The sequence below is a fragment of the Nocardioides sp. genome, from assembly GCF_030655615.1.
Lineage (GTDB): Bacteria > Actinomycetota > Actinomycetes > Propionibacteriales > Nocardioidaceae > Nocardioides.
This window is the reverse complement of the sequence record NZ_JAURVJ010000173.1, coordinates 45116-69563: the sequence shown is the minus strand read 5'-3', so window position 1 is coordinate 69563 and position 24448 is coordinate 45116. Positions and strand designations below refer to the sequence as shown.

At 74.0% G+C, this 24448-nt stretch carries 23 protein-coding genes and 1 tRNA gene; 20 read left to right on the top strand and 4 right to left on the bottom strand.

Annotated features, from left to right (window positions below):
• On the top strand, positions 1-432 hold a 432-nt coding region (locus tag Q7T52_RS14590), incomplete at its 5' end, for a response regulator transcription factor (RefSeq protein WP_304803707.1).
• A gap of 69 nt (positions 433-501) precedes the next feature.
• Here Q7T52_RS14590 and Q7T52_RS14585 read toward each other — a convergent pair.
• Positions 502-577 (bottom strand) — tRNA-Ala (locus Q7T52_RS14585).
• Between the two features lie 280 nt (positions 578-857).
• Between Q7T52_RS14585 and Q7T52_RS14580 the strand changes: the two genes are divergently transcribed.
• From Q7T52_RS14580 to Q7T52_RS14540, 9 genes are all read left to right on the top strand, one after another.
• A complete protein-coding gene (locus Q7T52_RS14580; RefSeq protein WP_304803705.1) occupies positions 858-1874 on the top strand; it encodes a hypothetical protein in 1017 nt (338 codons plus the stop codon).
• 135 nt (positions 1875-2009) lie between these two features.
• Complete coding sequence (locus tag Q7T52_RS14575; protein WP_304803703.1) at positions 2010-2546, top strand: RNA polymerase sigma factor; 537 nt, start codon at positions 2010-2012, stop codon at positions 2544-2546.
• A gap of 1 nt (position 2547) precedes the next feature.
• The gene (locus Q7T52_RS14570; RefSeq protein WP_304803702.1) at positions 2548-3753 is read left to right on the top strand and encodes a hypothetical protein; all 1206 of its coding nucleotides are present in this window, start codon (positions 2548-2550) and stop codon (positions 3751-3753) included.
• Positions 3754-3768: 15 nt separating this feature from the next.
• Positions 3769-5436: an ABC transporter ATP-binding protein gene (locus Q7T52_RS14565; RefSeq protein ID WP_304803700.1), complete on the top strand. Its 1668-nt coding sequence runs from the start codon at positions 3769-3771 to the stop codon at positions 5434-5436.
• On the top strand, positions 5433-7178 hold the full coding sequence (locus Q7T52_RS14560; protein ID WP_304803698.1) for an ABC transporter ATP-binding protein: 1746 nt from the start codon (positions 5433-5435) through the stop codon (positions 7176-7178). The genes Q7T52_RS14565 and Q7T52_RS14560 overlap by 4 nt, the downstream gene beginning before the upstream one ends.
• A gap of 50 nt (positions 7179-7228) precedes the next feature.
• Positions 7229-8029 (top strand): siderophore-interacting protein, encoded by an 801-nt coding sequence (locus Q7T52_RS14555; protein ID WP_304803697.1) that lies wholly within the window; start codon positions 7229-7231, stop codon positions 8027-8029.
• A gap of 101 nt (positions 8030-8130) precedes the next feature.
• Complete coding sequence (locus Q7T52_RS14550; protein WP_304803695.1) at positions 8131-8844, top strand: GAF and ANTAR domain-containing protein; 714 nt, start codon at positions 8131-8133, stop codon at positions 8842-8844.
• Positions 8845-9091: 247 nt separating this feature from the next.
• Positions 9092-11242 (top strand): DEAD/DEAH box helicase, encoded by a 2151-nt coding sequence (locus Q7T52_RS14545; RefSeq protein ID WP_304803693.1) that lies wholly within the window; start codon positions 9092-9094, stop codon positions 11240-11242.
• Positions 11243-11352: 110 nt separating this feature from the next.
• Complete coding sequence (locus Q7T52_RS14540; protein ID WP_304803691.1) at positions 11353-12195, top strand: S9 family peptidase; 843 nt, start codon at positions 11353-11355, stop codon at positions 12193-12195.
• Between the two features lie 7 nt (positions 12196-12202).
• Here Q7T52_RS14540 and Q7T52_RS14535 read toward each other — a convergent pair whose 3' ends face one another.
• Together Q7T52_RS14535 and Q7T52_RS14530 are read right to left on the bottom strand one after the other, a co-directional pair.
• On the bottom strand, positions 12203-12622 hold the full coding sequence (locus Q7T52_RS14535) for a pyridoxamine 5'-phosphate oxidase family protein (protein ID WP_304803715.1): 420 nt from the start codon (positions 12620-12622) through the stop codon (positions 12203-12205).
• Complete coding sequence (locus tag Q7T52_RS14530) at positions 12619-14445, bottom strand: dolichyl-phosphate-mannose--protein mannosyltransferase (protein ID WP_304803689.1); 1827 nt, start codon at positions 14443-14445, stop codon at positions 12619-12621. Before Q7T52_RS14530 ends, Q7T52_RS14535 begins: the two co-directional genes overlap by 4 nt.
• Positions 14446-14546: 101 nt before the next feature.
• Here Q7T52_RS14530 and rsmI point away from each other — a divergent pair, with 101 nt between their 5' ends.
• From rsmI to Q7T52_RS14495, 7 genes are all read left to right on the top strand, one after another.
• A complete protein-coding gene (gene rsmI / locus Q7T52_RS14525; protein WP_304803713.1) occupies positions 14547-15392 on the top strand; it encodes a 16S rRNA (cytidine(1402)-2'-O)-methyltransferase in 846 nt (281 codons plus the stop codon).
• Positions 15389-16249, top strand: coding sequence for an alpha/beta fold hydrolase (locus Q7T52_RS14520; protein ID WP_304803687.1), 861 nt, complete (start codon positions 15389-15391; stop codon positions 16247-16249). The genes rsmI and Q7T52_RS14520 overlap by 4 nt, the downstream gene beginning before the upstream one ends.
• Before the next feature lie 43 nt (positions 16250-16292).
• Positions 16293-17183, top strand: a complete 891-nt coding sequence (locus tag Q7T52_RS14515) for a TatD family hydrolase (RefSeq protein WP_304803685.1) — start codon at positions 16293-16295, stop codon at positions 17181-17183.
• A 295-nt stretch (positions 17184-17478) separates the two neighbouring features.
• A complete protein-coding gene (locus Q7T52_RS14510) occupies positions 17479-18657 on the top strand; it encodes a resuscitation-promoting factor (RefSeq protein WP_304803684.1) in 1179 nt (392 codons plus the stop codon).
• 30 nt (positions 18658-18687) lie between these two features.
• The gene (gene rsmA, locus Q7T52_RS14505) at positions 18688-19551 is read left to right on the top strand and encodes a 16S rRNA (adenine(1518)-N(6)/adenine(1519)-N(6))-dimethyltransferase RsmA (protein ID WP_304803682.1); all 864 of its coding nucleotides are present in this window, start codon (positions 18688-18690) and stop codon (positions 19549-19551) included.
• A complete protein-coding gene (locus Q7T52_RS14500) occupies positions 19551-20471 on the top strand; it encodes a 4-(cytidine 5'-diphospho)-2-C-methyl-D-erythritol kinase (protein ID WP_304803680.1) in 921 nt (306 codons plus the stop codon). Before rsmA ends, Q7T52_RS14500 begins: the two co-directional genes overlap by 1 nt.
• Positions 20464-22257: an ABC-F family ATP-binding cassette domain-containing protein gene (locus Q7T52_RS14495; protein ID WP_304803678.1), complete on the top strand. Its 1794-nt coding sequence runs from the start codon at positions 20464-20466 to the stop codon at positions 22255-22257. The genes Q7T52_RS14500 and Q7T52_RS14495 overlap by 8 nt, the downstream gene beginning before the upstream one ends.
• A 68-nt stretch (positions 22258-22325) precedes the next feature.
• On the opposite strand, the gene Q7T52_RS14490 is transcribed toward Q7T52_RS14495, so the two are convergent.
• A complete protein-coding gene (locus Q7T52_RS14490) occupies positions 22326-22838 on the bottom strand; it encodes a MarR family winged helix-turn-helix transcriptional regulator (protein WP_304803676.1) in 513 nt (170 codons plus the stop codon).
• Positions 22839-22884: 46 nt separating this feature from the next.
• Here Q7T52_RS14490 and Q7T52_RS14485 point away from each other — a divergent pair, with 46 nt between their 5' ends.
• The 3 genes from Q7T52_RS14485 (at position 22885) to Q7T52_RS14475 (ending at position 24448) form a co-directional block, all read left to right on the top strand.
• Positions 22885-23679 carry a trans-aconitate 2-methyltransferase gene (locus Q7T52_RS14485; RefSeq protein ID WP_304803674.1) on the top strand — a complete coding sequence of 265 codons (795 nt, stop codon included), beginning with the start codon at positions 22885-22887 and terminating at the stop codon, positions 23677-23679.
• Positions 23676-24062 carry a VOC family protein gene (locus Q7T52_RS14480; protein WP_304803672.1) on the top strand — a complete coding sequence of 129 codons (387 nt, stop codon included), beginning with the start codon at positions 23676-23678 and terminating at the stop codon, positions 24060-24062. The genes Q7T52_RS14485 and Q7T52_RS14480 overlap by 4 nt, the downstream gene beginning before the upstream one ends.
• A gap of 125 nt (positions 24063-24187) precedes the next feature.
• The gene (locus tag Q7T52_RS14475) at positions 24188-24448 is read left to right on the top strand and encodes a metal-sensitive transcriptional regulator (protein WP_304803670.1); all 261 of its coding nucleotides are present in this window, start codon (positions 24188-24190) and stop codon (positions 24446-24448) included.

The following is a 24448-nucleotide window of genomic DNA, read 5'->3' as shown; positions in this document are numbered from 1 at the left end:
CGGGTCGTGGTCTACACCTGGAACTTCCATCCCGAGCTCGTCTCGATGGCACGCGACCTCGGAGTGCACGGGTACCTGTCCAAGGCGTTGAGCGGCCGGGAGCTGGTAGCCGCTCTCGAGTCCGTCCACGCCGGCGAGACCGTGATCAGCACCCCAGCAGCCAAGGCACGCAACACAGCCGGCGACTGGCCAGGCCGCGGCGAAGGACTCTCCGATCGTGAGGCGGAGGTCCTCGCCCTCATCACCCAGGGAAAGAGCAACGCCGAAGTAGCGGCCCTGACCTATCTGAGTCCCAACACCGTCAAGTCCTACATCCGCGGGCTCTACCGCAAGATCGAGGTCGACAGCCGTACCCAGGCCGTTCTCTGGGGGGTGCGCAACGGGTTCCTCCCCGACCACCGCCGAATCGAGCACTGGCGGGGCGGACCCTGAGGCGTCCGGGACGCTCTGCCCGCCGCCGTTACGCCGCAGGTCAGTGGCGACCTGCGGCTCGGGAGGAACTGGTGGAGCTGAGGGGATTCGAACCCCTGACCTTCTCATTGCGAACGAGACGCGCTACCAACTGCGCCACAGCCCCAGTGCGTCTCACGACGCGAGGCGAAACGTTAGCACCCGAGCCGCCGCGGCCCGAAGTCGGCGAGGGTCGGCTGGTCGAGGGGTGGGTTCGGCTGTAACTCATCGTTCGGAGCACTACCCCGGCGCTGTAGCACCGGGGTAGTGGCGCGAACAGTGAGTTACAGCTGAGGGCCGCGCCCCGATCCGACCCACCCGACCCGGACCCGCGAACGGCGGCTGTAACGCGAATGGGCCGGCGACCGCTGTAGGGGGTGTTCGTGTCGTTCACCCCAGGAGGTCCGATGTACTCGTCCAGGCTCAGGCGGGCGGCCGCTGCGGTCGCGCTCGCGACCGCAGCGTCCGTCATCAGCGTCGGCGCCGCCGGCACGGCGACGGCAGCGCCCGTCGACCGCGGCCAGCAGGCGCAGCACGCCAAGCAGGCCCAGCGGTTCAGCACCAAGCTCACGATCAACGCGCCCGACGTCGCCGACACCGAGGGCCGGGCCGCGGTCCGGGGCCGGCTGACGGCGCGGGGCATCCCGCTCGCGCAGCGCCCGGTGCGGCTGCTGGTCAAGCGTGAGGGCGCCACGCGCTGGGCGCTGGGTCGCATCGAACAGACCAACCGCCAGGGTCGCGTGGTCTTCCGCGTCCTGCCGCCGGCCGAGACGGCCTACAAGCTGGCGTTCTTCGGTACGGCGAACTTCAAGCCGTCACGCAGCGGGACCGTGGTGGTCGCCGCGCGCGACACCGAGGTCAGCATCGCCGTGACCCCCGGGGTCGTCGACCCGGGCGGCTCGGCCGTGGTGAGCGGCGTCGTCACTGACGAGGACGTGGCCCTGGCCGGCGCCCCCGTCGAGCTGCGCGCCCGCAAGGCCGGCACCAAGCGGGCCTTCGAGCCGATCGCGACCGCGGTCTCCGGGACCGACGGCAGCGTCAGCTTCACCGTCACGCCGACCCGCGCGACGGCGTACGTGCTCGTGGCGCGCAAGACGGCGACGAGCCAGGCGGCGCGCAGCAAGGTCGCGACGATCGCCGTCAAGAGCCCGACCCGGATCGCGGTGCGGGCCCGCACCATCGGTGAGACGTTCTCGGTGGTCGGCTTCCTCTACGGCCGCGGCGACGGCCTCGCCGGTCGCAAGGTCACCCTGCAGGAGCAGGCCGCCGGAGCGACCGGGTGGACCGACGTCAAGTCCGGGCGCACCGCGCGCGACGGCTACGTCGACTTCCGCCGGCCGGCCGTCGAGGGCACGTCCTACCGCCTCTCCTTCGCCGGTACGACGCGCCTCGGGGCGAGCGTCAGCCGTACCGTGGTCGTCTGACCGGCCCGGACCAGCGCGAGAGGACGGGGTCGCCTGATCGGCACCGCACGCAGTCGCACCCGCCGGCCCGGACCTGTCGAGGTCCGGGCCGGCGGGTCCGCGCCGTCCCTGCGGGCGGTCCGCGACGAGAGCGCCGTGGCGCTGCCCGACCCGCTCGGGACCGACCGGGCGCTGGACCTCGCCCGGGCCGGCGACGAGCGCGGGTTCGTGGCGCTCTACCGCGACCTGCAGCCGCCCCTGCTCCGCTACCTCACGGTCAAGAGCCCCGACGGCGCCGAGGACGTCGCCGCCGAGGTGTGGCTCCACGTCGTGCGCGACCTCGCGACCTTCGCCGGTGACGCCGACGCCTTCCGGGGCTGGGTGTTCACCGTCGCGCGGCACCGCGCGATCGACCACGGACGGGCCCGCGCGGCGCGTCCGTCGGTGCCGGTCGCCGAACCCGATGCGGGGGAGCGGGCGCCGAGCGCGGAGGCCGAGGCGATCGAGCGCGACGCCACCCGGCGCGCGGTCGCGCTCGTCGCGACCCTGCCGGCCGAGCAGGCCGAGATGGTGATGCTGCGCGTGGTGGCCGGCCTCGACGTCGAGACCGTCGCCACCATCGTGGGCAAGAAGCCCGGCGCCGTGAGGGTCGCGGTGCACCGCGCCCTCAAGACCCTGAGGAACCAGGTGTGACATGAGCGACTACGACGACGACCCCCTGGTGCGGGCCCTCCGTGCCCCCGGCACGCCCGACGAGCTGGCCGGTGAGGGCACCGCGCTCCGCGCCTACCGCGAGGCCTTCCCCGGCTCGCGCCGCTCGCGTCGCGCCCTCGGCCGCCTCGGACTCGGCGGCAGCGCCTTCGTGCTGAGCATCGCCCTGGGCGGCGGGGTCGCCGCGGCGTATACCCAGACGCTGCCCGACCAGGTCCAGGACTTCGCCCACGGCGTCCTCGGACCCGTCGGCGTCCCGCCCGCCGCGGCGCGCGGGCGGCAACGGTCCACCGAGACGGCCGCCCCCGCCGGCCCGGACACCGCGTCCGCCCCGACCGACCCGACCGACTCGACCACGTCGGCCGACCCCACCGGACCCACCTCCCCCCCGACGTCGCCCCCGGCCGGGCCCACCAGCCCCGGGCCGGGCGAGGCGACGACGAGGGCTGCGCCCGGCGGCGGGACTTCCCCCGTGCCCTCGCCGGGCCAGCCCTCTCCGACCGCACCGTCGGGTGGCGACCCGACCGCCCCGCCGACGAGCCCGCCGAGCACGCCGCCGACCACCACCCCGCCGACCCAGGAGCCTCCGCCCCCGCCGGCGACCAGGCCGAAGGACGTCAGCGTCGCGGTCTCGGCGACCAAGGTCGACCCGGGCACGGCGGTGACGGTCAGCGGCACGGTGACCGACAAGAAGGGTGCGAGCGTCGCGGGCCGCACCGTCCGCCTCGGCTACCGCACGGCCGGCGGCGCGTGGACGACCTACGCCACGCAGACCAGCGCGAGCGACGGCACCGTCTCGTTCACCAGCCCACCGCTGGCCGAGAGCCTTGCCCTGCGCCTGGCCGTCAAGAAGGACGTCATCAGCGACAAGGTCCGGATCGAGGTCGAGCCCGCCCTCACGGTCTCGGCCGCGCCAGGTGCCGTCGACGTGGCCGCGACCGGGGGCCAGGCGGGCGACACCGTCGTGCTGGTCCGGGTGACCACCCAGGGCCGCCGGGAGGTCGGGCGCCAGCAGCTCACCGGGAGCGGGTCGACGTCGTTCGGCGTCGAGCCGGCGACGCGACGCACCGTCTATGTCGCCCGGCTGCTGCGCACGCCGCGGCACCTGCCGGCCGACGGGAAGGTCGTGGTCAAGAAGGAGGCGCGCACGGGGGTCGCCGCCCCCGCCCCGTCCGTCACCGAGGAGTAAGGCTAACCTTACTTGGTGAGTGAGATCGGAGCAGGCGGCGTCGTGCGCCTCGCCTTCCGCAACTCCCGCACCGGACTCTTCACCACGAGCTTCCTGCTGTGCGTCCACCAGGTCTGCGAGGCCACCACTCCGGTGATCGTCGGCCTCGCGATCGACCGCGCGATCGCTCCGGGGTCGGTGCCCAAGGTGCTGGTCTGGGTCGCCGTCCTCGCCGCGGTCTACGTCGTCCTCTCCGCCGCCGGCAACGGCGCCGGGCCGATCGGGGCCCGCGCCTCCACGCGTGCCGAGCACGACCTGCGCCAACGCGTCGTGGCCAGGCTGCTCGACCCCCGCGGCACCACCGAGCCGCAGTCGACCGGGTCGGCGCTGAGCGTCGCCGGCTCCGACGCCGAGAAGGTGGGCGAGACCGTCGACGTCATGGCCGTCGGGATCAGCGGGCTCGTCGCGCTGCTGGTCGCCTCGGCCGCGCTCATGCTCACGTCGGTGACGCTCGGCCTCGTGGCGCTGGGCTGCGTGCTGGTCGCGGTCGTCGTCGTACCCCTGCTGGCGCGGCCGATCCAGGAGCGGAGCGCCGCCCAGCAGCAGGCCGCCGCCGACAGCTCCGGCCTCGCCGTCGACCTCGTCGAGGGCCTGCGCGTGCTGCACGGGCTCGGCGCCCAGCGCCACGCCGCCGACCGCTTCCGCGCCTCGAGCCAGGCCGCGCGCCGCGCCCGGGTCCGGGCCGGGACGACCGAGGCTGCGCTCGACGGCGTCACCCTCGTGATCGCGGGGTTCCTGCTCGTCGCGGTCGCCGGCGTCGGTGCCCACCTCACCATCGACGGCGCGATCAGCCCCGGCGAGCTCGTCGCCGGCGTGGGCCTGGCCCAGTTCCTCGTCGGACCCGTCGCGCGGCTGTCCTGGGCGGGGGCCGGCATCGCCACCGTGCGGGCCTCGGCCCGGCGGATCGCCGACGTCCTCGAGGCGCCCTACGCGGTCAAGGACGTCGCGACCGGCCACGGCCACGACGCCCGGCAGCTCGGCTCCGGCCTGCGCGTCACCGGGCTGGTCACCGAGCACCTCGACGGCCTCGACCTCGAGGTCGGTCCCGGCGAGCTGGTCGCCGTCGTCTGCGACGACCTCTCCGCCCGCCGCGAGCTGCTCGACGCCCTGGCCCGGCGCCGCGACCCCGACGGCGGCACCGTCCTCGTCGGCGGCGTGAGCTCGACCGACCTGGCCCTCGACGACCTGCACCGCGCGGTCGCCGTCGTGCCCCACGAGGCCACGCTCTTCACCGAGCCGCTGGTCGACGTCGTGGGGGAGACCCCCGGCCCCGCCCTGGCCGCCGCCCGCGCCGACGACGTCGCCGCCTCGCTCGTCGACGACGGCTCGCGCCACCACGGCACCACGCTCTCCGGCGGGCAGCGCCAGCGGATCTCGCTCGCCCGCGCCCTCGCCGCCGACCCGCCGGTGCTCGTCCTCGACGACCCCACCACCGCGCTCGACGCGGTGACCGAGGCCGCCGTGGCCCAGGGCTTGCACGCGCTCCGCGCCGGCCGTCGTACGACGATCGTGGTCACCTCGAGCCCCGCCGTCCTGGCGGTCGCCGACCGGGTCGTGCTCGTCGACGGCGGTCGCGCGGCCGCCGTCGGCACCCACGCCGCGCTGGTGGCCGACGACCGCTACGCCGCGGCGGTGCTGTCGTGACCCTGCTCGCCCTCCCCGTCGCCACCGCCGCCCAGGCCCGGCGCCAGCTCGCGACCGCCATCAGGCCCGACCGGCGCGGCGCCGTGCTGGCGATGCTGCTCCTGGTCGCGACGACGGTCTCCGGCCTCGTCGTCCCGCCCGTCCTCGGCCGCCTCGTCGACGTCGCGCAGGCCGGCGGGCCGCGCACCTACCTGACCGCGCCGCTCGTCGTGCTGGCCGTCGCCGTCGTCGGGCAGGGTCTCTTCGCCGCGCTCGGGCTGGCGATGCTCACCCGCGTCGGCGAGGGCGCGCTCGCGCGGCTGCGCGAGAGCGTGCTCGACCGGGCCCTCGGGCTGCCGCAGGAGCGCCTCGAGCAGGGCGGTACCGGTGACCTGGTCTCGCGCGTCGGCGACGACGTCGACCGGGTCAGCGACGCGCTGCGGCAGGGCTTCCCGGAGTTCCTGTTCTCGGGGCTGACCGTGGCCCTCACCATCGTCGGTCTCGGCGTGCTCGACTGGCGCTTCGCGCTGGCCGGGCTCGCCGCCGTGCCGTTCCAGGTGATGGCCGGCCGCCTCTACGTCAAGGTCAGCCCGCCGCTCTATGCCGCCGCCCGCCGGGCCGAGGGCGAGCGCTCGCAGCAGCTCGTCGAGACCCTCGGCGGCCTGCGGACCGTGCAAGCGCTGCTGCTCGGACCGCGCCACCTCGACCGCGTCGCCGTCCGCTCCGAGGCTGCCCGCCGCGCCCACCTGCACGCCGTCGACAGGAGCGCCTGGTTCTTCTGCCGGATCCACCTCGGCGAGCTCACCGGCACCGCGGCGGTCCTGGTCGCAGGAGCCGTCCTCGTCGGCAACGGCTCGGCCACCCTCGGCGAGGCGACCGCGGCCGCGCTCTACTTCATCCGGCTCTTCGACCCGATCAGTGCGCTGCTCACGCTGCTCGACGAGGTGCAGAGCGCCACCGCGTCGCTGGCCCGGCTCGCCGGCGTCGCCATGCTCGAGGAGCCCGAGCCCGAGGGGGCGCCCGCCCCGGCCGCGCCGGTGCTGCGGCTGCGCGACGTCCGCTTCTCCTACCTCGAGGGCGACGAGGTGCTGCACGGCGTCGACCTCGACGTCGCCGCAGGCGAGCACGTCGCCGTCGTCGGCTCGAGCGGCGCCGGCAAGACCACGCTCGCCGCCCTCGTCGCCGGCATCCACACGCCCAGCGGCGGCACCATCGAGATCGGCGGCTCGTCGGTCGCGGCCCTCGGCCGCGAGGAGCTCGCCCGCCACGTCACCCTCGTCAGCCAGGAGGTGCACGTCTTCGCCGGCACCGTCGCCGACGACCTCCGGCTCGCCCGGCCCGACGCGACCGACGACGACCTGGCCGCCGCGCTGGGCGTCGTCGACGCGCTCGGCTGGGCCCGTGCCCTGCCCGATGGCCTCGCGACCCGTGTCGGTTCGGGCGGGGCCACGCTCACCCCGGTCCAGGCGCAGCAGCTCGCGCTGGCGCGGCTCGTGCTCCGCGGCGCCGACGTCGCCGTGCTCGACGAGGCCACGGCCGAGGCCGGCAGCGCCGGTGCCCGGGTGCTCGAGTCAGGCATGCGCCGCGCGCTCGAGGGTCGTACGGCGCTCCTCGTCGCCCACCGCCTCACCACCGCCGCCGAGGCCGACCGCGTGGTCGTCCTCGAGCAGGGCCGCGTCGTCGAGGTCGGCCCGCCCGCCGAGCTCGCCGCCGGAGACGGCCCCTACGCCCGGCTCTGGGCGGCGTGGTCGGCCTCGCGCTGACCCGTAGCCTCGAACCACCTCCACGAAGCCCCGCGAGAGAAGGAACCCCTATGTACGGCGAGGTCGTCTCGACCCAGGTCCTGACCCCCCAGCTCATCCGCGTCGTCCTCGGCGGCACCGGGCTCGACGGCATCGCCGCCCCCGGCGGCACCGACTCCTACGTCAACGCGTTCTTCGTGCCCGAGGGTGCGCCCTACGACGTCCCGTTCGAGGACGACGCCGTCCGTGACCTGCCGCGGGAGCAGCGCCCCTACCCGCGCCGCTACACCGTGCGGTCGTGGGACGAGGCCCAGCAGCAGCTGACCCTCGACTTCGTCGTCCACGGCGACGTCGGCCGCGCCGGCCGCTGGGCCCAGCACGCGCAGCCCGGCGACCGGCTGCAGTTCCGCGGGCCGGCCGGCGGCTGGGTGCCCGAGCCGGAGGCCGACTCCTACCTGCTCGTCGGCGACGAGAGCGCGCTGCCCGCGATCGCCGGCTCGGCCGAGCTCGTGCCCGCCGGCCGTCCGGTCGTCGCCGTGGTCGAGGTCGAGGACGCCGCCGGGGAGGTCCCGATCACCTCGCCGGGCGACCTGACCGTGGTCTGGGTGCACCGGGCCGGTGCGGGCGGACCGGTCGAGGACCTGCTCCCCGCCGCCGTCGCCGCGCTCGCGCCGCTCCCCGGCACCGTGAGCGCCTTCGTCCACGGCGAGGCCGTCGCCACCCGCGCCGTACGCCGCCACCTGCTCGAGCAGGGCGTCGTCGACCGCGGCCACCTCTCGTGCTCGCCCTACTGGCGCCGCGGCCACGACGACGAGGAGTGGCGCGCCGTCAAGGGCGCCTGGACCCGCGAGGTCGAGGCCGACGTGCCCTGACGCTGGCCCCCGACCTCGTTCGAAGGGGTGAAGGGGTGACGTAGGGTCGGGGTGAACGGCTCCAGACCCGGGCCGACCCTGCCAGCTCGAGACGAGGCCGTGTGCCGGCCAACGACAGCTCCGCCTTCGCCGACCTGGCTTCCGCCCTGCAGGCCGAGCCCGACGCGTCGCTCACCGCCACGACCATCGTGCTGCGGATGGCCGACCTCGTGGCCGACGCCGACGAGGTCAGCCTCACCATCCAGACCCGCGCCGGCCACGCGACGCTCGCCGCGAGCGGCACGATGGCGGCCGCCGCCGACGAGCAGCAGTACGCGCTCGGCGAGGGGCCGTGCGTCGAGACCTCCGACCGGGGCGCGTGGATCCGCAGCGGCAACGTCGGCGGTGACCCGCGCTGGCCCCGGTGGGGACCGGAGGCCCGCGAGCTCGGCGTCGCCTCGATGCTCGCGGTGCGGCTGCTCAGCAACGACCAGCCCTACGGCGCCCTCAACCTCTACAGCCGCAGCCCGGGCAAGTTCGCCGACCACGACGTCGTCGACCTCGCCCTCATCTACGGCACCCACGCCGCCACCGCCCTGTCGGCGGCCCAGCTGGCCACCAACCTGCAGACCGCCATCGGCTCGCGGCACACCATCGGGATGGCCCAGGGGATCGTCATGGAGCGCTACGGCCTCACCCAGCACCAGAGCTTCGAGCTGATGCGCCGGCTGTCCTCGAGCAGCAGCACCAAGCTGCGCGACGTGGCCGCCTACATCGTCGAGAACCGCGAGCTGCCCGAGCTCCCGCCGGCACCGGGCACGCCGTCTGAGAGCTGATCCGGCGGTGATCCGGCGGTGATGCCGCGCACCTCCCGGGGGAGAGGTAGAGTGCAGGCACGCCGGGAGTGAGACTCGGCGTTCCCGCCACACGGCCCACCAGCCCGTGGCAGCACCGCCGCCGGAGACCACCGCCCCGGGCCGTGCGCGACGCCCTCCCCGGGCCCGCCGCCGGACCGCAGCCAGCCACCCGGCGTACCCCGCGACACCCGCCCGGCGGGTGTCGCAGCTCCGGAGGAGGAGTTCCTTGGCTCGAGGTGGCCAGCGCCAGAACGGCGCTACCCGCTCCACAGGTCAGTCCCGGCAGCGCCGTGGGCGCGAGCTCGACAACGAGGGGATCATCCCGATCCTCGCCCGCGCGGTGCGCGAGGTCGAGGGCGCCGCCCAGCGCGGCAAGGTCAAGCCGTCGAGCCGGACCAAGTTCCAGGTCGTGGCGCTGCTCGCCCGTGAGGAGCGCACGCGCGTCAAGGTCGACCCCGAGATCACCGAGGGGCAGCGCGCCGACCAGCTCAAGCGGCTCGACGGCATCGGCACGATCCTCGCCAAGACGACCGCCCGCGACACGTCGCTGCTGTCGCTGCTGGCCGAGGACGCCGTGGTGTCCGAGGCCGCGCGCGACCTCAAGCGCGAGATGCTCCAGGCCGCCGGCGTCGAGGTCGCGCCCGAGGTGGAGACCGCGCCCGAGCCGACCAGCACGACCTACGACCCCGAGCGTCAGGTCGTCCCGCGGTCGGTGCTCTCGCACCAGCTCGCCAACCCCTTCCTCGTGCCCGACTTCACCGGCGCCGCGCGTCCCACCCACGCCCGGCGGCTCGCCGGCTGGGAGCTCATCGAGCCGCTGCTCGAGTCGTTCGAGCGGGCCGCCGGCGGGGCGTCGTCCTGCATGACGCTGCCCGAGGACTCCTCGATCAAGGCGCCGGTCGGCCTCGAGCTCATGCACCACCAGGCCCAGCTGGTCGCCGCCGCGGCCGCCGGCCACCGGACCTTCCTGCTCGCCGACGAGCCCGGCCTCGGCAAGACCGCGCAGGCGCTGCTCGCCGCGCAGGCCGCGGACGCCTTCCCGCTGCTCGTCGTCGTGCCGAGCGTCGTCAAGACCAACTGGGCCCGCGAGGTCAGTCTCTGGACCCCGCACCGCACGTCGACGGTGATCCACGGCAACGGCCACGACATCGACGGCTACGCCGACATCGTCATCGTCAACTACGAGATCCTCGACCGCCACGTCGGCTGGATGCGCCACCACGGCTTCAAGGGCATGGTCGTCGACGAGGCCCACTTCATCAAGAACAAGTCCTCGCAGCGCTCCCAGCACGTGCTGCAGATCGCCGACTCGATCCGGGCCCGCACCACGCGGCCGCTGATGACGGCGCTGACCGGCACCCCGCTCATCAACGACATCGACGACTTCCGCGCCATCTGGCAGTTCCTCGGCTGGATCGACGAGAAGAAGCCGATGGCGCCGCTGATGGACCGGCTCGAGGACACCGGGCTCACGCCCATCGACCCACCGTTCTACCCCGCGGCCCGGGCCGCGGTCATCGACCTCGGCATCGTGCGTCGTCGCAAGGTCGACGTCGCCTCCGACATCCCCGCGCGCCGGATCGCCGACCTGCCCGTCGAGCTCGAGGGCGAGGTCGGTCGCTCCATCCGCGAGGCCGAGCGCGAGCTCGCGCGCCGGCTCGTCGAGCGCTACGACATGGCGCTGGCCACCCGTCGTACCGGCGTCACGACCGAGGGCATCGACCACGAGCTCGTACGCCGGGTCGCCACCTGGGAGCGCGAGGACACCACCGGCTCGGGCAAGGGCGACGGCGAGAACGTCTTCACGATGATGCGCCGGATCGGCCAGGCCAAGGCCGGCCTCGCCGCCGACTACGCGGCCCAGCTGGCGCGCAACGTCGGCAAGGTCGTGTTCTTCGCCAAGCACGTCGACGTCATGGACCAGGCCGAGGCGCTCTTCGCCAAGCGCGGCATCAAGTCGGCCTCGGTGCGCGGCGACCAGTCGCCCAAGACCCGCCAGGCCAACATCGACGCCTTCGTCAACGACCCCGACGTGGCGATCGCCGTCTGCTCGCTCACCGCGGCCGGCGTCGGGCTCAACCTCCAGGTCTCCTCCAACGTCGTCCTGGCCGAGCTGTCCTGGACCGACGCCGAGCAGACCCAGGCCATCGACCGGGTGCACCGGATCGGCCAGGACCAGCCCGTCACCGCCTGGCGCGTCATCGCCGCCCAGACCGTCGACACCAAGGTGGCCGAGCTGATCGACAGCAAGGCCGGCCTGGCCGCGCGGGCCCTCGACGGGTCCGACGAGGAGGTCGGCTCCTCCGCCGACATCCAGACCGAGGCGCTCGTGGGGCTGCTCACCGACGCGCTCACCGCCCGCGAGGCGCGTGCCTGACGGCACGGTCCGCTGCCACATCGCGGTCGATTCCGGACTTGTCGGTGGTCGGACCTAGAATCTGGCGCGTCCCGAGCAGGCCGCTCCACCCTCGCCGACAGGAGGCAGACATGCGCGCCAAGCTGCTGGCACGAGCATCGTTGCTCGTGCGTCTCCTCGTCGTCGCCCTCATCGCGCTGCTGCTGGTGGGCGCGACGTCCGGCGCGAGCGGTGAGAAGGCCGGCGGGGTCATCCGCGGCGAGCTCGACGGCCAGCAGGTCCGCGTGACGCTGCCGACCGGCGACGCCAAGCCCCGCGGGCTCGCGATCTACTTCCACGGCCAGGGCGGCAGCGTCGACGACCGCATCGACGGTCCCTGGCTCGGCGGCCTGCTGCGGTCCGGCTGGGCCGTCGCGTCCTCCACGTTCCACGACGAGTCGTGGGGCAACGAGGCCTCCACCGAGGACGTCAAGCTCCTCACCGAGTGGGCCGAGGACAAGGCCGGTGTCCGGACCTCGCTGTGGGTCACCGGCTCGATGGGCGGTGCGGTCTCGCTCAACGCGATGCTCCACGGCGCCGAGCCGCCGCCGTGCTGGTACGGCGTCAAGCCGGCCATCGCCCTCACCGAGATGGACCGCGTGGCCGGCGCCCGCCGGTTCATCGCCGAGGCCTACGGCGGCCCCGTGCCCGAGGACCGCAACCCGGTCCGTCACATCGACGACCTGCCCGACGACACCCGCTACCGCGTCGTGGCCTCGCCCGACGACGAGCTCGTCGAGCTGCGCGACAACGCCGGCGCGCTGATCTCCCAGCTGACCGGCCGCGGTCTCGACATCACCTACCACCTGGTGACCGGCCCCCACGAGGACCCGTCCCACTTCGACCCGATCGACCTCGTCGCCTTCGGCGACTTCTGCCTGGGTGACGGTCCCTCGCCGCCGTCCGACACCCCGCCCGAGCAGTCCGCGGGCTAGCGGTCCCTCAGAAGAGTCCGGCCGAACCCACGAAGCGCGTGACGCTGATCCGGATCGCCACCCGCTCGGGGTTGACCCGGGGGGTCCGGTAGCGGGCGGCGTACCGCTCCACCGCGCGGGCGACCGACTCCGGGTCGTGCACCACGACGCCGACGCCCTCGAGCGTCGACCAGCGCGCACCGTCGACGGCGCCGGCCGCGACCAGCCCGCCCTCGGCCCCGGCGGCGAGCAGGTTCTGCACCTTGCGCGAGCCGCCGCCCGTGATCACCCACGCGCACTCGCGCTCGTGGTCGAGGGCGACCCCCACCGGCACCAGGTGCGGGCGGCCGTCGGGCCGCAGCGTCGTGAGGCTGCAGAGGTGCCGCTCGGTCCAGAACTCGAGCAGCGGCTCGGGGAACGCGCCCCAGCCGGGGGTCCAGGACGTCATATCCACCTCGAGAACCACATGCGGTCGATCCAGTCGGCCTTGGGGATGACCTCGTAGGACAGGATCGGGTAGAAGTACGCGAAGTTGAGCACGACCAGCACGAAGAACGACCCGGCCACGATCACGCCCGTCGTACGCCGCGGCGAGGGTTGTCGGGACGAGCCGATGAGCTTGCCGAGGCAGAGCACGATCGCGAGCACGATGAAGGGCAGCGACGCGATCGCGTAGAAGAAGAAGATCGGTCGGTCGTCGTACTGCAGCCAGGGCAACCAGGTCGACAGGACGCCGACCACGGCGACGCCGAAGCGCCAGTCCCGTGCGCCGACCCAGAGGACGCCGGCCGCGATGAGGGCGAGGATGCCGCCCCACCACAGGATCGGGGTGCCGATGAGCAGCACCTGGCGGTAGCACTCGCTGCCGGCGGGCGCGTTGCAGCCCTGCTGTCCGGGCTGGATCTCGAGCTGGGTCGCGGCGCCGACGGGGCGGTTGACGAGGAGCCAGCCCGACGGCTGCGACTGGTAGGTGTGGCTGCTGCAGTTGAGGTAGTGGGTGTGGAAGATGTAGACGTCGTGGTGGTAGTACCAGAGCGACCGCAGCGACTGGACGACCTCGCCGAGCCCGCTGGCGTCGGGCTCGGTCGCCGTGGGCCACTGCGCCGAGTCGTCGCTGACGTTGTCGGTGGTGAGCTCGCCGTCGGCGCCCGTGACGCAGGGTCGCTCCTCGGTGAAGCCGGTGTACTGCGTCGACGAGAGCGCCTGCTCGTAGTCGTCGGCGTGCACCAGCCAGCCGGTCCACGACACGACGTAGACGAAGAAGGCCACGAGGACCAGCTGCACGAACGCGGGTACGCCGTCCGCGAGGACCGACCGCGCGGTCGCGTGGCGCACCCCGAAGGAGCGCCGTGCGCCCGCGCTCCACAGCCACGCGAGCAGCCCGAAGGCCGCCAGCGGGTAGAGCGCGGTCCACTTGGTGCCGATCGCGAGGCCGAAGCTGACGCCGGCCGCGAGCATCCAGGGCCGGAAGAGCAGGCCGCGGACGGGACCCCACGAGCTGGAGTCGGGGGTGGCGTCGTCGACGAGGCGACCCAGCTTGGCGCGGTACCAGTCGCGGTCGTTGACGATGCACGCGACGCCGCAGAGCAGGAAGAACGCCAGGAAGATGTCGAGCAGCGCGAGGCGCGAGAGCACGAAGTGGAGGCCGTCGAAGGCCATCAGGAGCCCGGCCAGGCAGCCGAGCACGGTGGAGCCGGTCATCCGTCGGACGAGGCGGCACATGATCAGCACCATCAGCGTGCCGACGACCGCGGCCGAGATGCGCCAGCCGAACGGGTCCATCCCGAAGGCCTTCTCGCCGAGCGCGATCATCCACTTGCCGGCCTCGGGGTGGACCTCCATCGACGGCCCGTCGCCCCAGATGCCCTTGACCTGGCCGCTCAGGATGGCGTCGTTGATCTCCTTGCCGCCGGGCTTCTCCTGGTAGTTGCGGACGTAGCCCTGGTTGAGCAGGCCCCACGCGTCCTTGGCGTAGTAGGTCTCGTCGAACGCGAACCGGTCGGGGGTGCCGAGGTGCCAGAGCCGCATCCCGAGCGCGAGCCCGGAGACCGCGAGCGCGGCCGCCCAGGCGGCGAAGCGGTCGTTGAGGCGCGACTCGAGCCCGACGGCCCGCCCGCGCGCCCGCTGCCACGCCGTGGGGACCGGCCGGCCGTCGGCGGTCTCGGACAGCCCGGTCGCCCCGGCCCTGCTGGCGGAGTCGTCTCTCCCGTCGCCACGGTCGCCGGGGTCACCGGGGTCGCCGGCGCGCGGCGGCTCCTGCAGCGTGGTCACGAGCCGGAATCCTACGTTCCCGTCCTCCACCCACGCTGACCCGTCGTAGATCTACGACGGGTCGGCGTGGTCCGGCTGTCGTGCCTGCCATGATCGAGCAGGTGAGCAACACCGAGCCCGGCGTCCTGGTGCTGGCCGCGACCCCGATCGGGCGGGTGGCCGACGCGCCGCCCCGGCTGGCCGAGGAGCTCGCCGGTGCCGACGTGGTCGCCGCCGAGGACACGCGGCGCCTCAAGCGGCTGACCGGTGACCTCGGGGTCACGGTGGGCGGGCGGATCGTGTCCTACTTCGAGGGCAACGAGCAGCAGCGCACCCCGGTGCTGCTCGAGGCGCTGCTGGCCGGTGAGCGGGTGCTGCTGGTGACCGACGCCGGCATGCCGAGCGTGTCCGACCCGGGCTACCGGCTCGTCTCCGCGGCGGTGGCCGCCGGGGTCCTGGTGACCGCGGTGCCCGGGCCGTCCGCCGTCCTGACCGCGCTCGCGGTGTCGGGGCTGCCGGTCGACCGGTTCTGCTTCGAGGGGTTCCTGCCGCGCAAGGCGGGGGAGCGGGCCCGTCGGCTGGCCGCGCTGGCCGGCGAGCAGCGCACGATGGTGTTCTTCGAGGCGCCGCACCGCACGGCCGCGACGCTGGCGGCGATGGCCGAGGCGTGGGGCGACGAGCGGCCGGGTGCGGTGTGCCGCGAGCTGACCAAGACCCACGAGGAGGTACGCCGAGGGGGTCTGGCCGAGCTCGCGGCGTGGGCGTCCGACGGGGTCCGGGGCGAGGTCACCCTGGTGGTGGCCGGTGCGGACGACGTACCCGCCATCTCGACCGATGAGTCGACCCTGCGGGCCGCCGTCGCCGAACGGGAGGATCGGGGCATGAGCCGCAAGGACGCGATCGTCGAGGTCGCCAAGCTGGCCGGCGTTCCCAAGCGCGACGTCTACAACCTCGTGCACGCCTCGTGAGCGCCCTCCCGACGGCGCCGGTCGGCCGGATCACCGAGTTCACGCGCGACGGGCTCGTCTTCGACGTGGTCGACGAGGGCCCGATCGACGGCGAGGTGGTGGTGCTGCTGCACGGGTTCCCCGAGCGCGCGTCGTGCTGGCGGCTCGTCGCGCCGCTGCTGCACGCGCAGGGCTACCGGACGGTCGCGCCCGACCAGCGCGGCTACTCGCCGCGCGCCCGCCCGACGCGCCGCCGCGACTACCGGACGGCCGAGCTGGCCGACGACGTCGCCGCGCTGATCGACGTGCTCGGCGGCCGGGTGCACCTGGTCGGCCACGACTGGGGCGCGATCGTGGGCTGGGCGGTCGTGGCTGCACACGCCGACCGGGTGCGGTCCTGGACGTCGCTCTCGATCCCGCACCCGCGCGCCTACCTGCGCTCGCTCGTGCGCTCCACCCAGGGACTGAAGTCCTGGTACATGCTCGCCTTCCAGGTGCCGGCCGTGCCCGAGCTCCTGGCCGCCCGCCCCCGCGGGATCTTCGACCGGAGCCTGCGCGGCAGCGGGATGTCGCGCGACGACGTCGCCCGCTTCCGCGAGGAGATCGTCGACTACGGCGCGTTCCCCGGCGGGGTGGCCTACTACCGCGGCCTGCCCTTCACCGACCGTCGCCAGACGGCCGCGCGGGTCACCGTGCCGACCACGCTGGTGTGGAGCGACGGCGACGACTTCGTGGGCCGCGCGGGCGTCGACGGCACGGCGGCGCTGGTCGACGCCGACTTCGAGCTCGTCGTACTCGCCGGCGTCGACCACTGGATCCCGACCCACGCCCCCGAGGCCGCCGCCGAGGCGATCCTCGAGCGGATGGCCACCTCATGAGCCCGTTCGTGAGCCCGTTCGTGAGCCCGGTCGTGAGCCCGGCATGACCACCGAGCCGACCCGCGAGCGCGCGCCGACAGAGGAGAAGAGCGGCTCCCGGCGCGATCGCGAGCGCCCGCCGGCGCCCGCGCCGCTGCCGCACCCCGTCGTCGACAACCACTGCCACCTCGACATCGCCGACGGCGAGTGGCTCACCACCGACGACGCCCTCGCCGCCGCGCACGCGGTCGGGGTCACGCGGATCGTCCAGATCGGCTGCGACCTGCCCGGCGCGCGGTGGGCGGTCGAGGCCGCGTCGTCCTACGACGCCCTCGTGGCCGGCGTGGCCCTGCACCCCAACGAGGCCCCGAGGCTGGCCGCGGCCGGGCGCCTCGACGAGGCGCTCGCCGAGATCGAGACCCTGGCCCAGGCGCACCCGAAGGTGCGCGCGGTGGGGGAGACCGGGCTCGACCACTTCCGCACCGGCGAGAACGGCCGCGCCGCCCAGGTCGCGTCGTTCCGCGCCCACATCGACCTCGCGAAGCGCCTCGACAAGACGCTGGTCATCCACGACCGCGACGCGCACGACGAGGTGCTGGCCGTCATCGACGAGGAGGGCGCGCCCGAGCGCTGGGTCATGCACTGCTTCTCCGGTGACGCCACCTTCGCCCGGCAGTGCCTCGACCGCGGCGCCCACCTGTCCTTCGCCGGCACCGTCACCTTCAAGAACGCCCAGCCCCAGCGCGACGCCCTGGTCCTGGCCCCCCTCGACCGCGTGCTCGTCGAGACCGACGCGCCCTACCTCACGCCGACGCCCTTCCGCGGCCGTCCCAACGCGTCCTACCTCGTCCCGCTCACCGTCCGGGCGATGGCCGAGGTCCGCGGCGACGACCTCGAGACCCTCTGCCGTGCCATCGACGCCAACACCGACACCGCCTTCGGTGGCCCCTGGTGAGCCGACCCGTCGCCGATCGGCGACGGGTCGGCAAGGGATGGGGCTCGTGTGACGTGTGTGGTGGCGGGGACGTGATCCGCGCCACGGAGCGTGCGGGGAGGGCTTGCCAGAGTTTGCATTCTCGACAACGTCACTGCTGTTCTGGTGCGGTTGGCCGGGATCGGGATGAACCCGTCCGGCGCGCGTCGAGCCCCGCACCTGGGACGCCTCGACACCCGCGGAGGTCCCCGAAGCTGGAGGCCACCGTGCGGGGCGCCGGCGCCCGAGGCCCGGGGAGCACGACGTTCGGAACCCGATGACTGACCATGAGACCACTCCTCTGACCCAGCCCCGCCGCGGCCCCGTGCGCCGCGCGCTGCACAGCAAGAAGCTCCTGGTCGCCCTCGTCGCCGGCGTCGCGCTGGCCGTGACCGGTTCGACGCTCGGCTACGCAGCCCTCAGCAAGGACGTGACCGTCACGGTCGACGGCGAGACCCGTGAGGTCTCCGCGATCGGTGGCACCGTCGGCGACATCCTCGACGCCGAGGGCATCGACGTCGGCGACCACGACCTGGTCGCCCCCTCGCTCGACGAGAAGGTCGAGGACGGCAGCCTCATCACCGTCCGCTACGGCCGCGAGGTCACCCTCACCGTCGACGGCGAGACCACCAGCCACTGGGTGACGTCGACCGACGTCGAGTCCGCGCTGGGCGAGATCGGCGGCACCTACGACGGCGCCCGGCTCGACCTCAACCGCGGCCTGGCCATACCGCGCGGTGGCGTCGACCTCGAGGTCGTCACCTCCAAGAAGCTCACCTTTCGCCTGGCCGGCCGCAAGCCCATCACCCGCTCGGTCCCCGCGCTCACCGTCGCCGACGCCCTGCGCGAGGTCGGCGTCACGATCGACGGCCACGACCGCGTCGAGCCCGCTCCCTCCACCGAGGTCGAGCGCGGCGACCGGATCGTCTTCACCGACGTCAAGGTCGTGCGCAAGTTCGTCGACGACGAGGCGGTCGACTTCACGACCGTCGAGGAGGACGACGACTCGATGACCGAGGGCGACACCACCGTCGTCCGCGAGGGCCGCGCCGGTCGCCGCGACGTCACCTACCGCCTCCTCGTCGTCAACGGCAAGGTCCAGGCCCGCCGCGTCATCAGGCAGACGCTCGTCCGCCGTCCCGTCTCGGCGGTCGTCAAGGTCGGCACCGCCGAGCCCGAGCCCGAGGTCGCCGCGGCCGACTACTCCGGCGGTGGCACCGTGTGGGACGCCCTCGCGCAGTGCGAGGCCGGCGGCAACTGGGCCATCAACACCGGCAACGGCTACTACGGCGGCCTGCAGTTCAACCTCGGCACCTGGCAGTCCTACGGCGGCTCCGGCCTGCCGAGCAACAACTCGCGCGAGGCGCAGATCGCTGTCGCCGAGCGCGTGCGTGCCGCGACCGGCGGCTACGGCTCGTGGCCGGGCTGCGCCGCCAAGCTGGGCCTGCCCCGCTGACGGTGGGGACCCGTCGATAGCCTGACGACCATGACGCCGGCCGCTCCGAGACTCCTCGGGGCGGCCGACGTACGTCGTCTGGCCGCTGTTCTCGACCTGCGTCCGACCAAGCAGAAGGGCCAGAACTTCGTCATCGACGGCAACACCGTGCGGCGCATCGTGCGCGAGTCCGGCGTCACCGCCGACGACGTGGTGCTCGAGGTCGGCCCCGGGCTCGGGTCGCTGACCCTGGCCCTGCTCGAGGTGGCACGCCACGTCGTGGCGATCGAGATCGACGACAAGCTGGCGGCCCTGCTGCCCGAGACCATCGCCGAGCACGCGCCCGACCAGGTGGCCTCGTTCGCGCTCGTCCACGCCGACGCGCTGCGCGTCACGGCGCTCGACGGCCCGCCGCCCACGGCGCTGGTCGCCAACCTCCCCTACAACGTCTCGGTGCCCGTGCTCCTCCACCTCCTCGCGCTGCTCCCCAGCCTCGAGCGCGGCCTCGTCATGGTGCAGGCCGAGGTCGCCGACCGGCTGGCCGCGCGCCCCGGCAGCAAGACCTACGGCGTGCCGTCGGTCAAGGCCGCCTGGTACGCCGAGGTGCGCCGCGCCGGTGCCATCGGCCGCAACGTCTTCTGGCCCGCCCCCAACGTCGACTCCGGCCTCGTGGCCTGGGTCCACCGCGCACCACCGCCGACCACCGCCTCCCGCGAGGAGGTCTTCGCGGTCGTCGACGCCGCGTTCGCCCACCGCCGCAAGGCGCTGCGCGGCGTGCTCCGCTCGGTCGCCCCGGCCGAGGTCGTCGACCGCGCGCTCGAGGCGACCGGGATCGACCCGCTCGCCCGCGGCGAGGTGCTGGGCGTCGAGCAGTTCGCCTCGCTCGCCCAGTCCCTCAAGGAGAACGCGGCGTGATGCCGACACCGACAGCGGTCACCGTGCGTGCCGCCGCCAAGATCAACCTGCACCTCGGCGTGGGTGCTCCGCGCGACGACGGCTTCCACCCGCTCACGACCGTCTACCAGGCCGTCGGGCTGTGCGACGACGTCACCGCCCACCCGGCCGACGACCTCTCGGTCGACATCGCCGGTGCAGACTGGGTCGACGCCGACGCCATCCCGACCGACAGCGGCAACCTGGCCCACCGGGCCGGCGTGCTCCTGGGCGACCACCACGGCCGCGAGCTCGGCGCCCGGCTCGTGGTCGAGAAGTCGATCCCCGTCGCCGGTGGTCTCGCCGGCGGCTCGGCCGACGCCGCGGCCGCCCTCGTCGCGCTCGACCGGCTCCACGACCTCGGCACCAGCGACACCGACCTGCTCCGGATCGCCGCCCGACTGGGCAGCGACGTCCCCTTCGCGCTCCTCGGCGGTACGGCGCTGGGCACGGGTCGCGGCGAGGTCGTCGAACCGGTGGCCGACGTCGGCACGTGGTGGTGGGTGATGGTGCCCAGCCTCGAGGGCCTGTCGACCCCCGCCGTCTACCGCCACTTCGACCAGCTCTTCCCCGACGCCAGCCCCACGCCGCCCGACGCCGAGGCGCTGCTCGGCGCCCTGCGCACCGGCCAGCCGGTGAGCCTGGCGCGTGCCCTCCGCAACGACCTCCAGGAGCCTGCCATCGACCTTCGTCCCGAGCTCGGACGCCTCATCGAGCACGGCGAGAGCGAGGGCGCGCTGCGCGGCATCGTGTCCGGGTCGGGCCCGACCGTCGTCTTCCTCTGCGAGTCCGCCGACCACGCCCGCGACCTCGCCGGGGCGCTGATGCGCACCGGCAGCCCGGTCGTCCTGGTCGCCAACGGTGCCGTCGCCGGGTCGCACGTGGTGCCCGCCCATGTCTAACCTCCTCAACCTCGAGGGCGTCTCGAAGTCCTACGGCGTCCGCCCGCTCCTCACCGACGTGTCGCTCGGCATCGCCGCGGGCGACCGGATCGGCATCGTCGGCCGCAACGGTGACGGCAAGACCACGCTCCTCGAGGTCATGACCGGCATCGAGGGGGCCGACACCGGGCGGGTCTCGCGCAGCCGCGGGCTGCTCGTCGGCTACCTCCACCAGGGCGACGAGCTCGACGACACCCACACGGTCCGCGAGGCCGTCCTGCGCGGGCTCGAGGACCACGAGTGGGCGGCCGACTCGACCCTGCGCGGCATCGTCACCGAGCTCCTCGTCGGCGTCGAGCTCGACCGCTCGGTCCACGGGCTCTCGGGCGGTGAGCGCCGTCGCTGCGCCCTGGCGGCGCTGCTCATCGGCGACCACGAGCTGATCGTGCTCGACGAGCCGACCAACCACCTCGACGTCGAGGCCGTGGCCTGGCTGGCCGGCCACCTGCGCCGGCGTACGTCCGCGCTGGTCGTCGTCACCCACGACCGCTGGTTCCTCGACGAGGTCTGCCAGTTCACGTGGGAGGTGCACGACGGTGACGTCGACGTCTACGAGGGCGGCTACGCGGCCTTCGTGCTGGCCAAGGCCGAGCGCTCGCGCCAGGCCGACGCGACCGAGACCCGGCGCCAGAACCTCGCGCGCAAGGAGCTCGCCTGGCTGCGCCGCGGCGCCCCCGCCCGTACGGCGAAGCCCAAGTTCCGCATCGACGCCGCCAACCGGCTCATCGAGGATGTCCCGGCCCCCCGCGACCGCCTGGAGCTGCAGAAGTTCGCCTCCCAGCGCCTCGGCAAGGACGTCATCGACGTCGAGGACGTCGACCTGCAGCGGGGCGAGCGCCGGCTGCTGACCGACGCCACCTGGCGCCTCGGCCCGGGCGACCGCGTCGGCATCGTCGGGGTCAACGGCGCCGGCAAGACGTCAGTCCTCTCGCTGCTCTCCGGGACGCTCGAGCCCACCGCCGGCCGGGTCAAGCTCGGCAAGACCGTCGCGATGCAGCACCTCACCCAGGCCCTCGACGACGTCGACCCGATTGGCCGCGTGCTGCCGACGGTCGAGGCCATCCGCCGGATCACCGTCACCAAGGACGGCGAGATCACCGCGACCTCGATGCTCGAGCGGTTCGGCTTCACCGGCGACAAGCTCACGGCCCGGCTCGGCGACCTCTCGGGTGGCGAGCGGCGCCGCTTCCAGCTGCTCAAGCTGCTGCTCACCGAGCCCAACGTGCTGCTGCTCGACGAGCCCACCAACGACCTCGACATCGAGACCCTGACGGTGCTCGAGGACTTCCTCGACGGCTGGCCCGGCACCCTCGTCGTGGTCTCCCACGACCGCTACTTCCTCGAGCGGGTCACCGACTCGGTGTGGGCGCTGCTCGGCGACGGCCAGCTGTCGATGCTGCCGCGCGGGGTCGACGAGTACCTCGAGCGTCGCGCCGCCCAGCCGACCACCGCCGTCGACACGGGCGGCCCGAAGGCCTCCGTCGACACGCCGGCCGCCGGGGCGGCACCCTCCGGGCGCGCCAAGCCCGGCTCGGCCGAGGAGCGCGCGGCCCGCAAGACCGTCGCGCGCCTCGACAAGCAGCTCAAGCGCCTCGTCGCCCGCGAGGCCGAGCTCAACGCCGCCGTCCTCGCCGCCGGCACCGACTACGAGCGGATCGCCTCGATCTCCGCCGAGCTCCAGGGCGTCATCACCGAGAAGGACGACGTGGAGCTCGAGTGGCTCGAGGCGGCCGAGCTCCTCGAGTGACGCTGCCGCCGCGACAGTCCCCCACGAACGGGATTCCCAAACGACTCCAGAATCCCGTTGGTGGGGGACTATCCCGCGTCGGCGTCGGAGAAGGGCGCGAGGAGCGTGCGGAGGAGGGCGGCGAGGCGGGAGGCGTCGCGGGGCGGCAGACCGGCGAGGAGCAGGCGCTCGGCGTCGAGCAGGGCCTCGAAGGCGCCGTCGACGGCCGCCTTGCCCTCGGGCGTGAGCCGCACGATGACGCCACGGCGGTCGCCCGGGTCGGGGTAGCGCTCGACGAGCCCGCGCGCGGCGAGCCGGTCGACGCGGTTGGTCATGGTGCCGCTGGTCACGAGGGTCTCGCGCAACAGTCGCCCCGGCGAGAGCTCGTAGGGCGCCCCGGCGCGGCGCAGGGCGGCGAGCACGTCGAACTCCCACGACTCGATGCCGTGGGCGCTGAACGCCCGCCGCCGGGCGAGGTCGAGGTGGCGGGCGAGCCGGGAGATGCGTGAGAAGACGGCGACGGGGTCGAGGTCGAGGTCGGTCCGCTCACGGGCCCAGGCGTCGACGAGGTCGTCGACCTCGTCCCTCGTCCGATCCGTCATGCCCGCAGTCTAGCCAGGCATCGAGAATCTTGATATCAAGATACTCATGACCAAGACACCGCATTCCTGGGACCCCGAGCGCTACCTCACCTACGCCGACGAGCGCGGCCGCCCGTTCGTCGACCTGGTGGGCCGCATCCCGAGCACGGCCCCCGCGACCGTCGTCGACCTCGGCTGCGGTCCGGGCAACCTGACCGCCCTCCTCGCCGAGCGCTGGCCCGGCGCGCGCGTCACCGGAGTCGACAGCAGCCCGGAGATGGTCGCCCGGGCCCGCGCGACCGTGCCCGGCATCGACGTCGAGGTCGGCGACCTGCGCGACTGGCGGGGGAGCGCCGACGTCCTGGTCTCCAACGCCACCCTCCAGTGGCTGCCCGACCACCTCGACCTCCTGCCCGCCCTCGTCGGCGCCGTCACGCCCGGCGGCTGGCTGGCCTTCCAGGTGCCGGGCAACTTCGGCGAGCCGAGCCACGCCCTCCGCCACGACCTGGCCGCCGAGCCGGCGTACGCCGCCCACACCGCCGGCGTCGCCGTCCCCGGCAGCCACGACCCGGTCGTCTACCTCGACGCCCTCACCGCGCTCGGCTGCCGCGTCGACGCGTGGGAGACGACCTACCTGCACCTGCTCACCGGCGACGACCCCGTGTTCACCTGGGTCAGCGGGACCGGCGCCCGGCCGACGCTCCAGGCGTTGCCCGACGACCTCCGCCCGGCCTTCGAGGCGGAGTTCCGGGCCCGGCTCGCGGCGGCCTACCCCGTCCGTGACGACGGCACGGTGGTGCTGCCGTTCCGTCGAATCTTCGTCGTCGCCCAGGTCCCCGCCCGGGCGCAGGCCGCGCGATGAGGCTCCACCACGTCCAGGTCGCCTGCCCGCCCGGCGGTGAGGACGCGGCCCGCGCGTTCTACGCCGGCGCCCTCGGCCTCACCGAGGTCGACAAGCCCGAGGCGCTGCGGGCCCGCGGCGGCGCCTGGTTCCGGGCCCACGACGCGCGCGGCGACGTCGTGGCCGAGCTGCACGTCGGCGTCGAGGACCCGTTCGTGGCGGCGCGGAAGGCCCATCCGGCGTTCGTCCTGGCCGACGAGGACGAGCTCGACGCGACCGCCGACCGCGTCGCCGCCCTCGGGTGCGACGTTGATCACACCGAGCGGCTGACGTTCGACGGCTACTTCCGCGTGCACACGCGGGATCCGCACGGAAATCGGGTGGAGCTGCTCGCGCCGCGGTGAATGTGCACCGGAGGGGTGGCGTAACCCCCCGGGGCTTGCCCCGTTGGGCCCATGACTCGACGTCCACTGGGGGGCCCGGGCTGCTCTGGCACACGACTCCGACTGCGAGAAGGACGATGACAACCATGGCTGTTAAGACGGACCGCGCCGCGGTCGTCAACCGGGTCAAGCGCGCTCAGGGCCAGCTGGCCGGCGTGCTCCGCATGATCGAGGAGGAGCGTGACCTGCCCGCCGTGCTCAACCAGATCAAGGCCGTGTCCAGCGCGCTCGACCGCGCCGGCTTCGCGATGGTCGCCGCCGAGTGGCGCACCAGCGTCGACGAGGACGGCGAGATCACGCCCGAGCAGCTCGAGCACCTCGAGAAGCTCGTCCTCTCGCTGGGTTGA

What these genes read in the sequence shown, in the direction of transcription:
- Q7T52_RS14580 (WP_304803705.1), top strand. Translation starts at nt 858, where the DNA reads ATGTACTCGTCCAGGCTCAGGCGGGCGGCCGCTGCGGTCGCGCTCGCG.
- Q7T52_RS14570 (WP_304803702.1), top strand. Translation starts at nt 2,548, where the DNA reads ATGAGCGACTACGACGACGACCCCCTGGTGCGGGCCCTCCGTGCCCCC.
- Q7T52_RS14540 (WP_304803691.1), top strand. Translation starts at nt 11,353, where the DNA reads ATGCGCGCCAAGCTGCTGGCACGAGCATCGTTGCTCGTGCGTCTCCTC.
- Q7T52_RS14480 (WP_304803672.1), top strand. Translation starts at nt 23,676, where the DNA reads ATGAGGCTCCACCACGTCCAGGTCGCCTGCCCGCCCGGCGGTGAGGAC.
- rsmA (WP_304803682.1), top strand. Translation starts at nt 18,688, where the DNA reads ATGACGCCGGCCGCTCCGAGACTCCTCGGGGCGGCCGACGTACGTCGT.
- Q7T52_RS14555 (WP_304803697.1), top strand. Translation starts at nt 7,229, where the DNA reads ATGTACGGCGAGGTCGTCTCGACCCAGGTCCTGACCCCCCAGCTCATC.
- Q7T52_RS14495 (WP_304803678.1), top strand. Translation starts at nt 20,464, where the DNA reads ATGTCTAACCTCCTCAACCTCGAGGGCGTCTCGAAGTCCTACGGCGTC.
- Q7T52_RS14510 (WP_304803684.1), top strand. Translation starts at nt 17,479, where the DNA reads ATGACTGACCATGAGACCACTCCTCTGACCCAGCCCCGCCGCGGCCCC.
- Q7T52_RS14490 (WP_304803676.1), bottom strand. Translation starts at nt 22,838, where the DNA reads ATGACGGATCGGACGAGGGACGAGGTCGACGACCTCGTCGACGCCTGG.
- Q7T52_RS14515 (WP_304803685.1), top strand. Translation starts at nt 16,293, where the DNA reads ATGACCACCGAGCCGACCCGCGAGCGCGCGCCGACAGAGGAGAAGAGC.
- Q7T52_RS14500 (WP_304803680.1), top strand. Translation starts at nt 19,551, where the DNA reads ATGCCGACACCGACAGCGGTCACCGTGCGTGCCGCCGCCAAGATCAAC.
- Q7T52_RS14535 (WP_304803715.1), bottom strand. Translation starts at nt 12,622, where the DNA reads ATGACGTCCTGGACCCCCGGCTGGGGCGCGTTCCCCGAGCCGCTGCTC.
- Q7T52_RS14485 (WP_304803674.1), top strand. Translation starts at nt 22,885, where the DNA reads ATGACCAAGACACCGCATTCCTGGGACCCCGAGCGCTACCTCACCTAC.
- Q7T52_RS14475 (WP_304803670.1), top strand. Translation starts at nt 24,188, where the DNA reads ATGGCTGTTAAGACGGACCGCGCCGCGGTCGTCAACCGGGTCAAGCGC.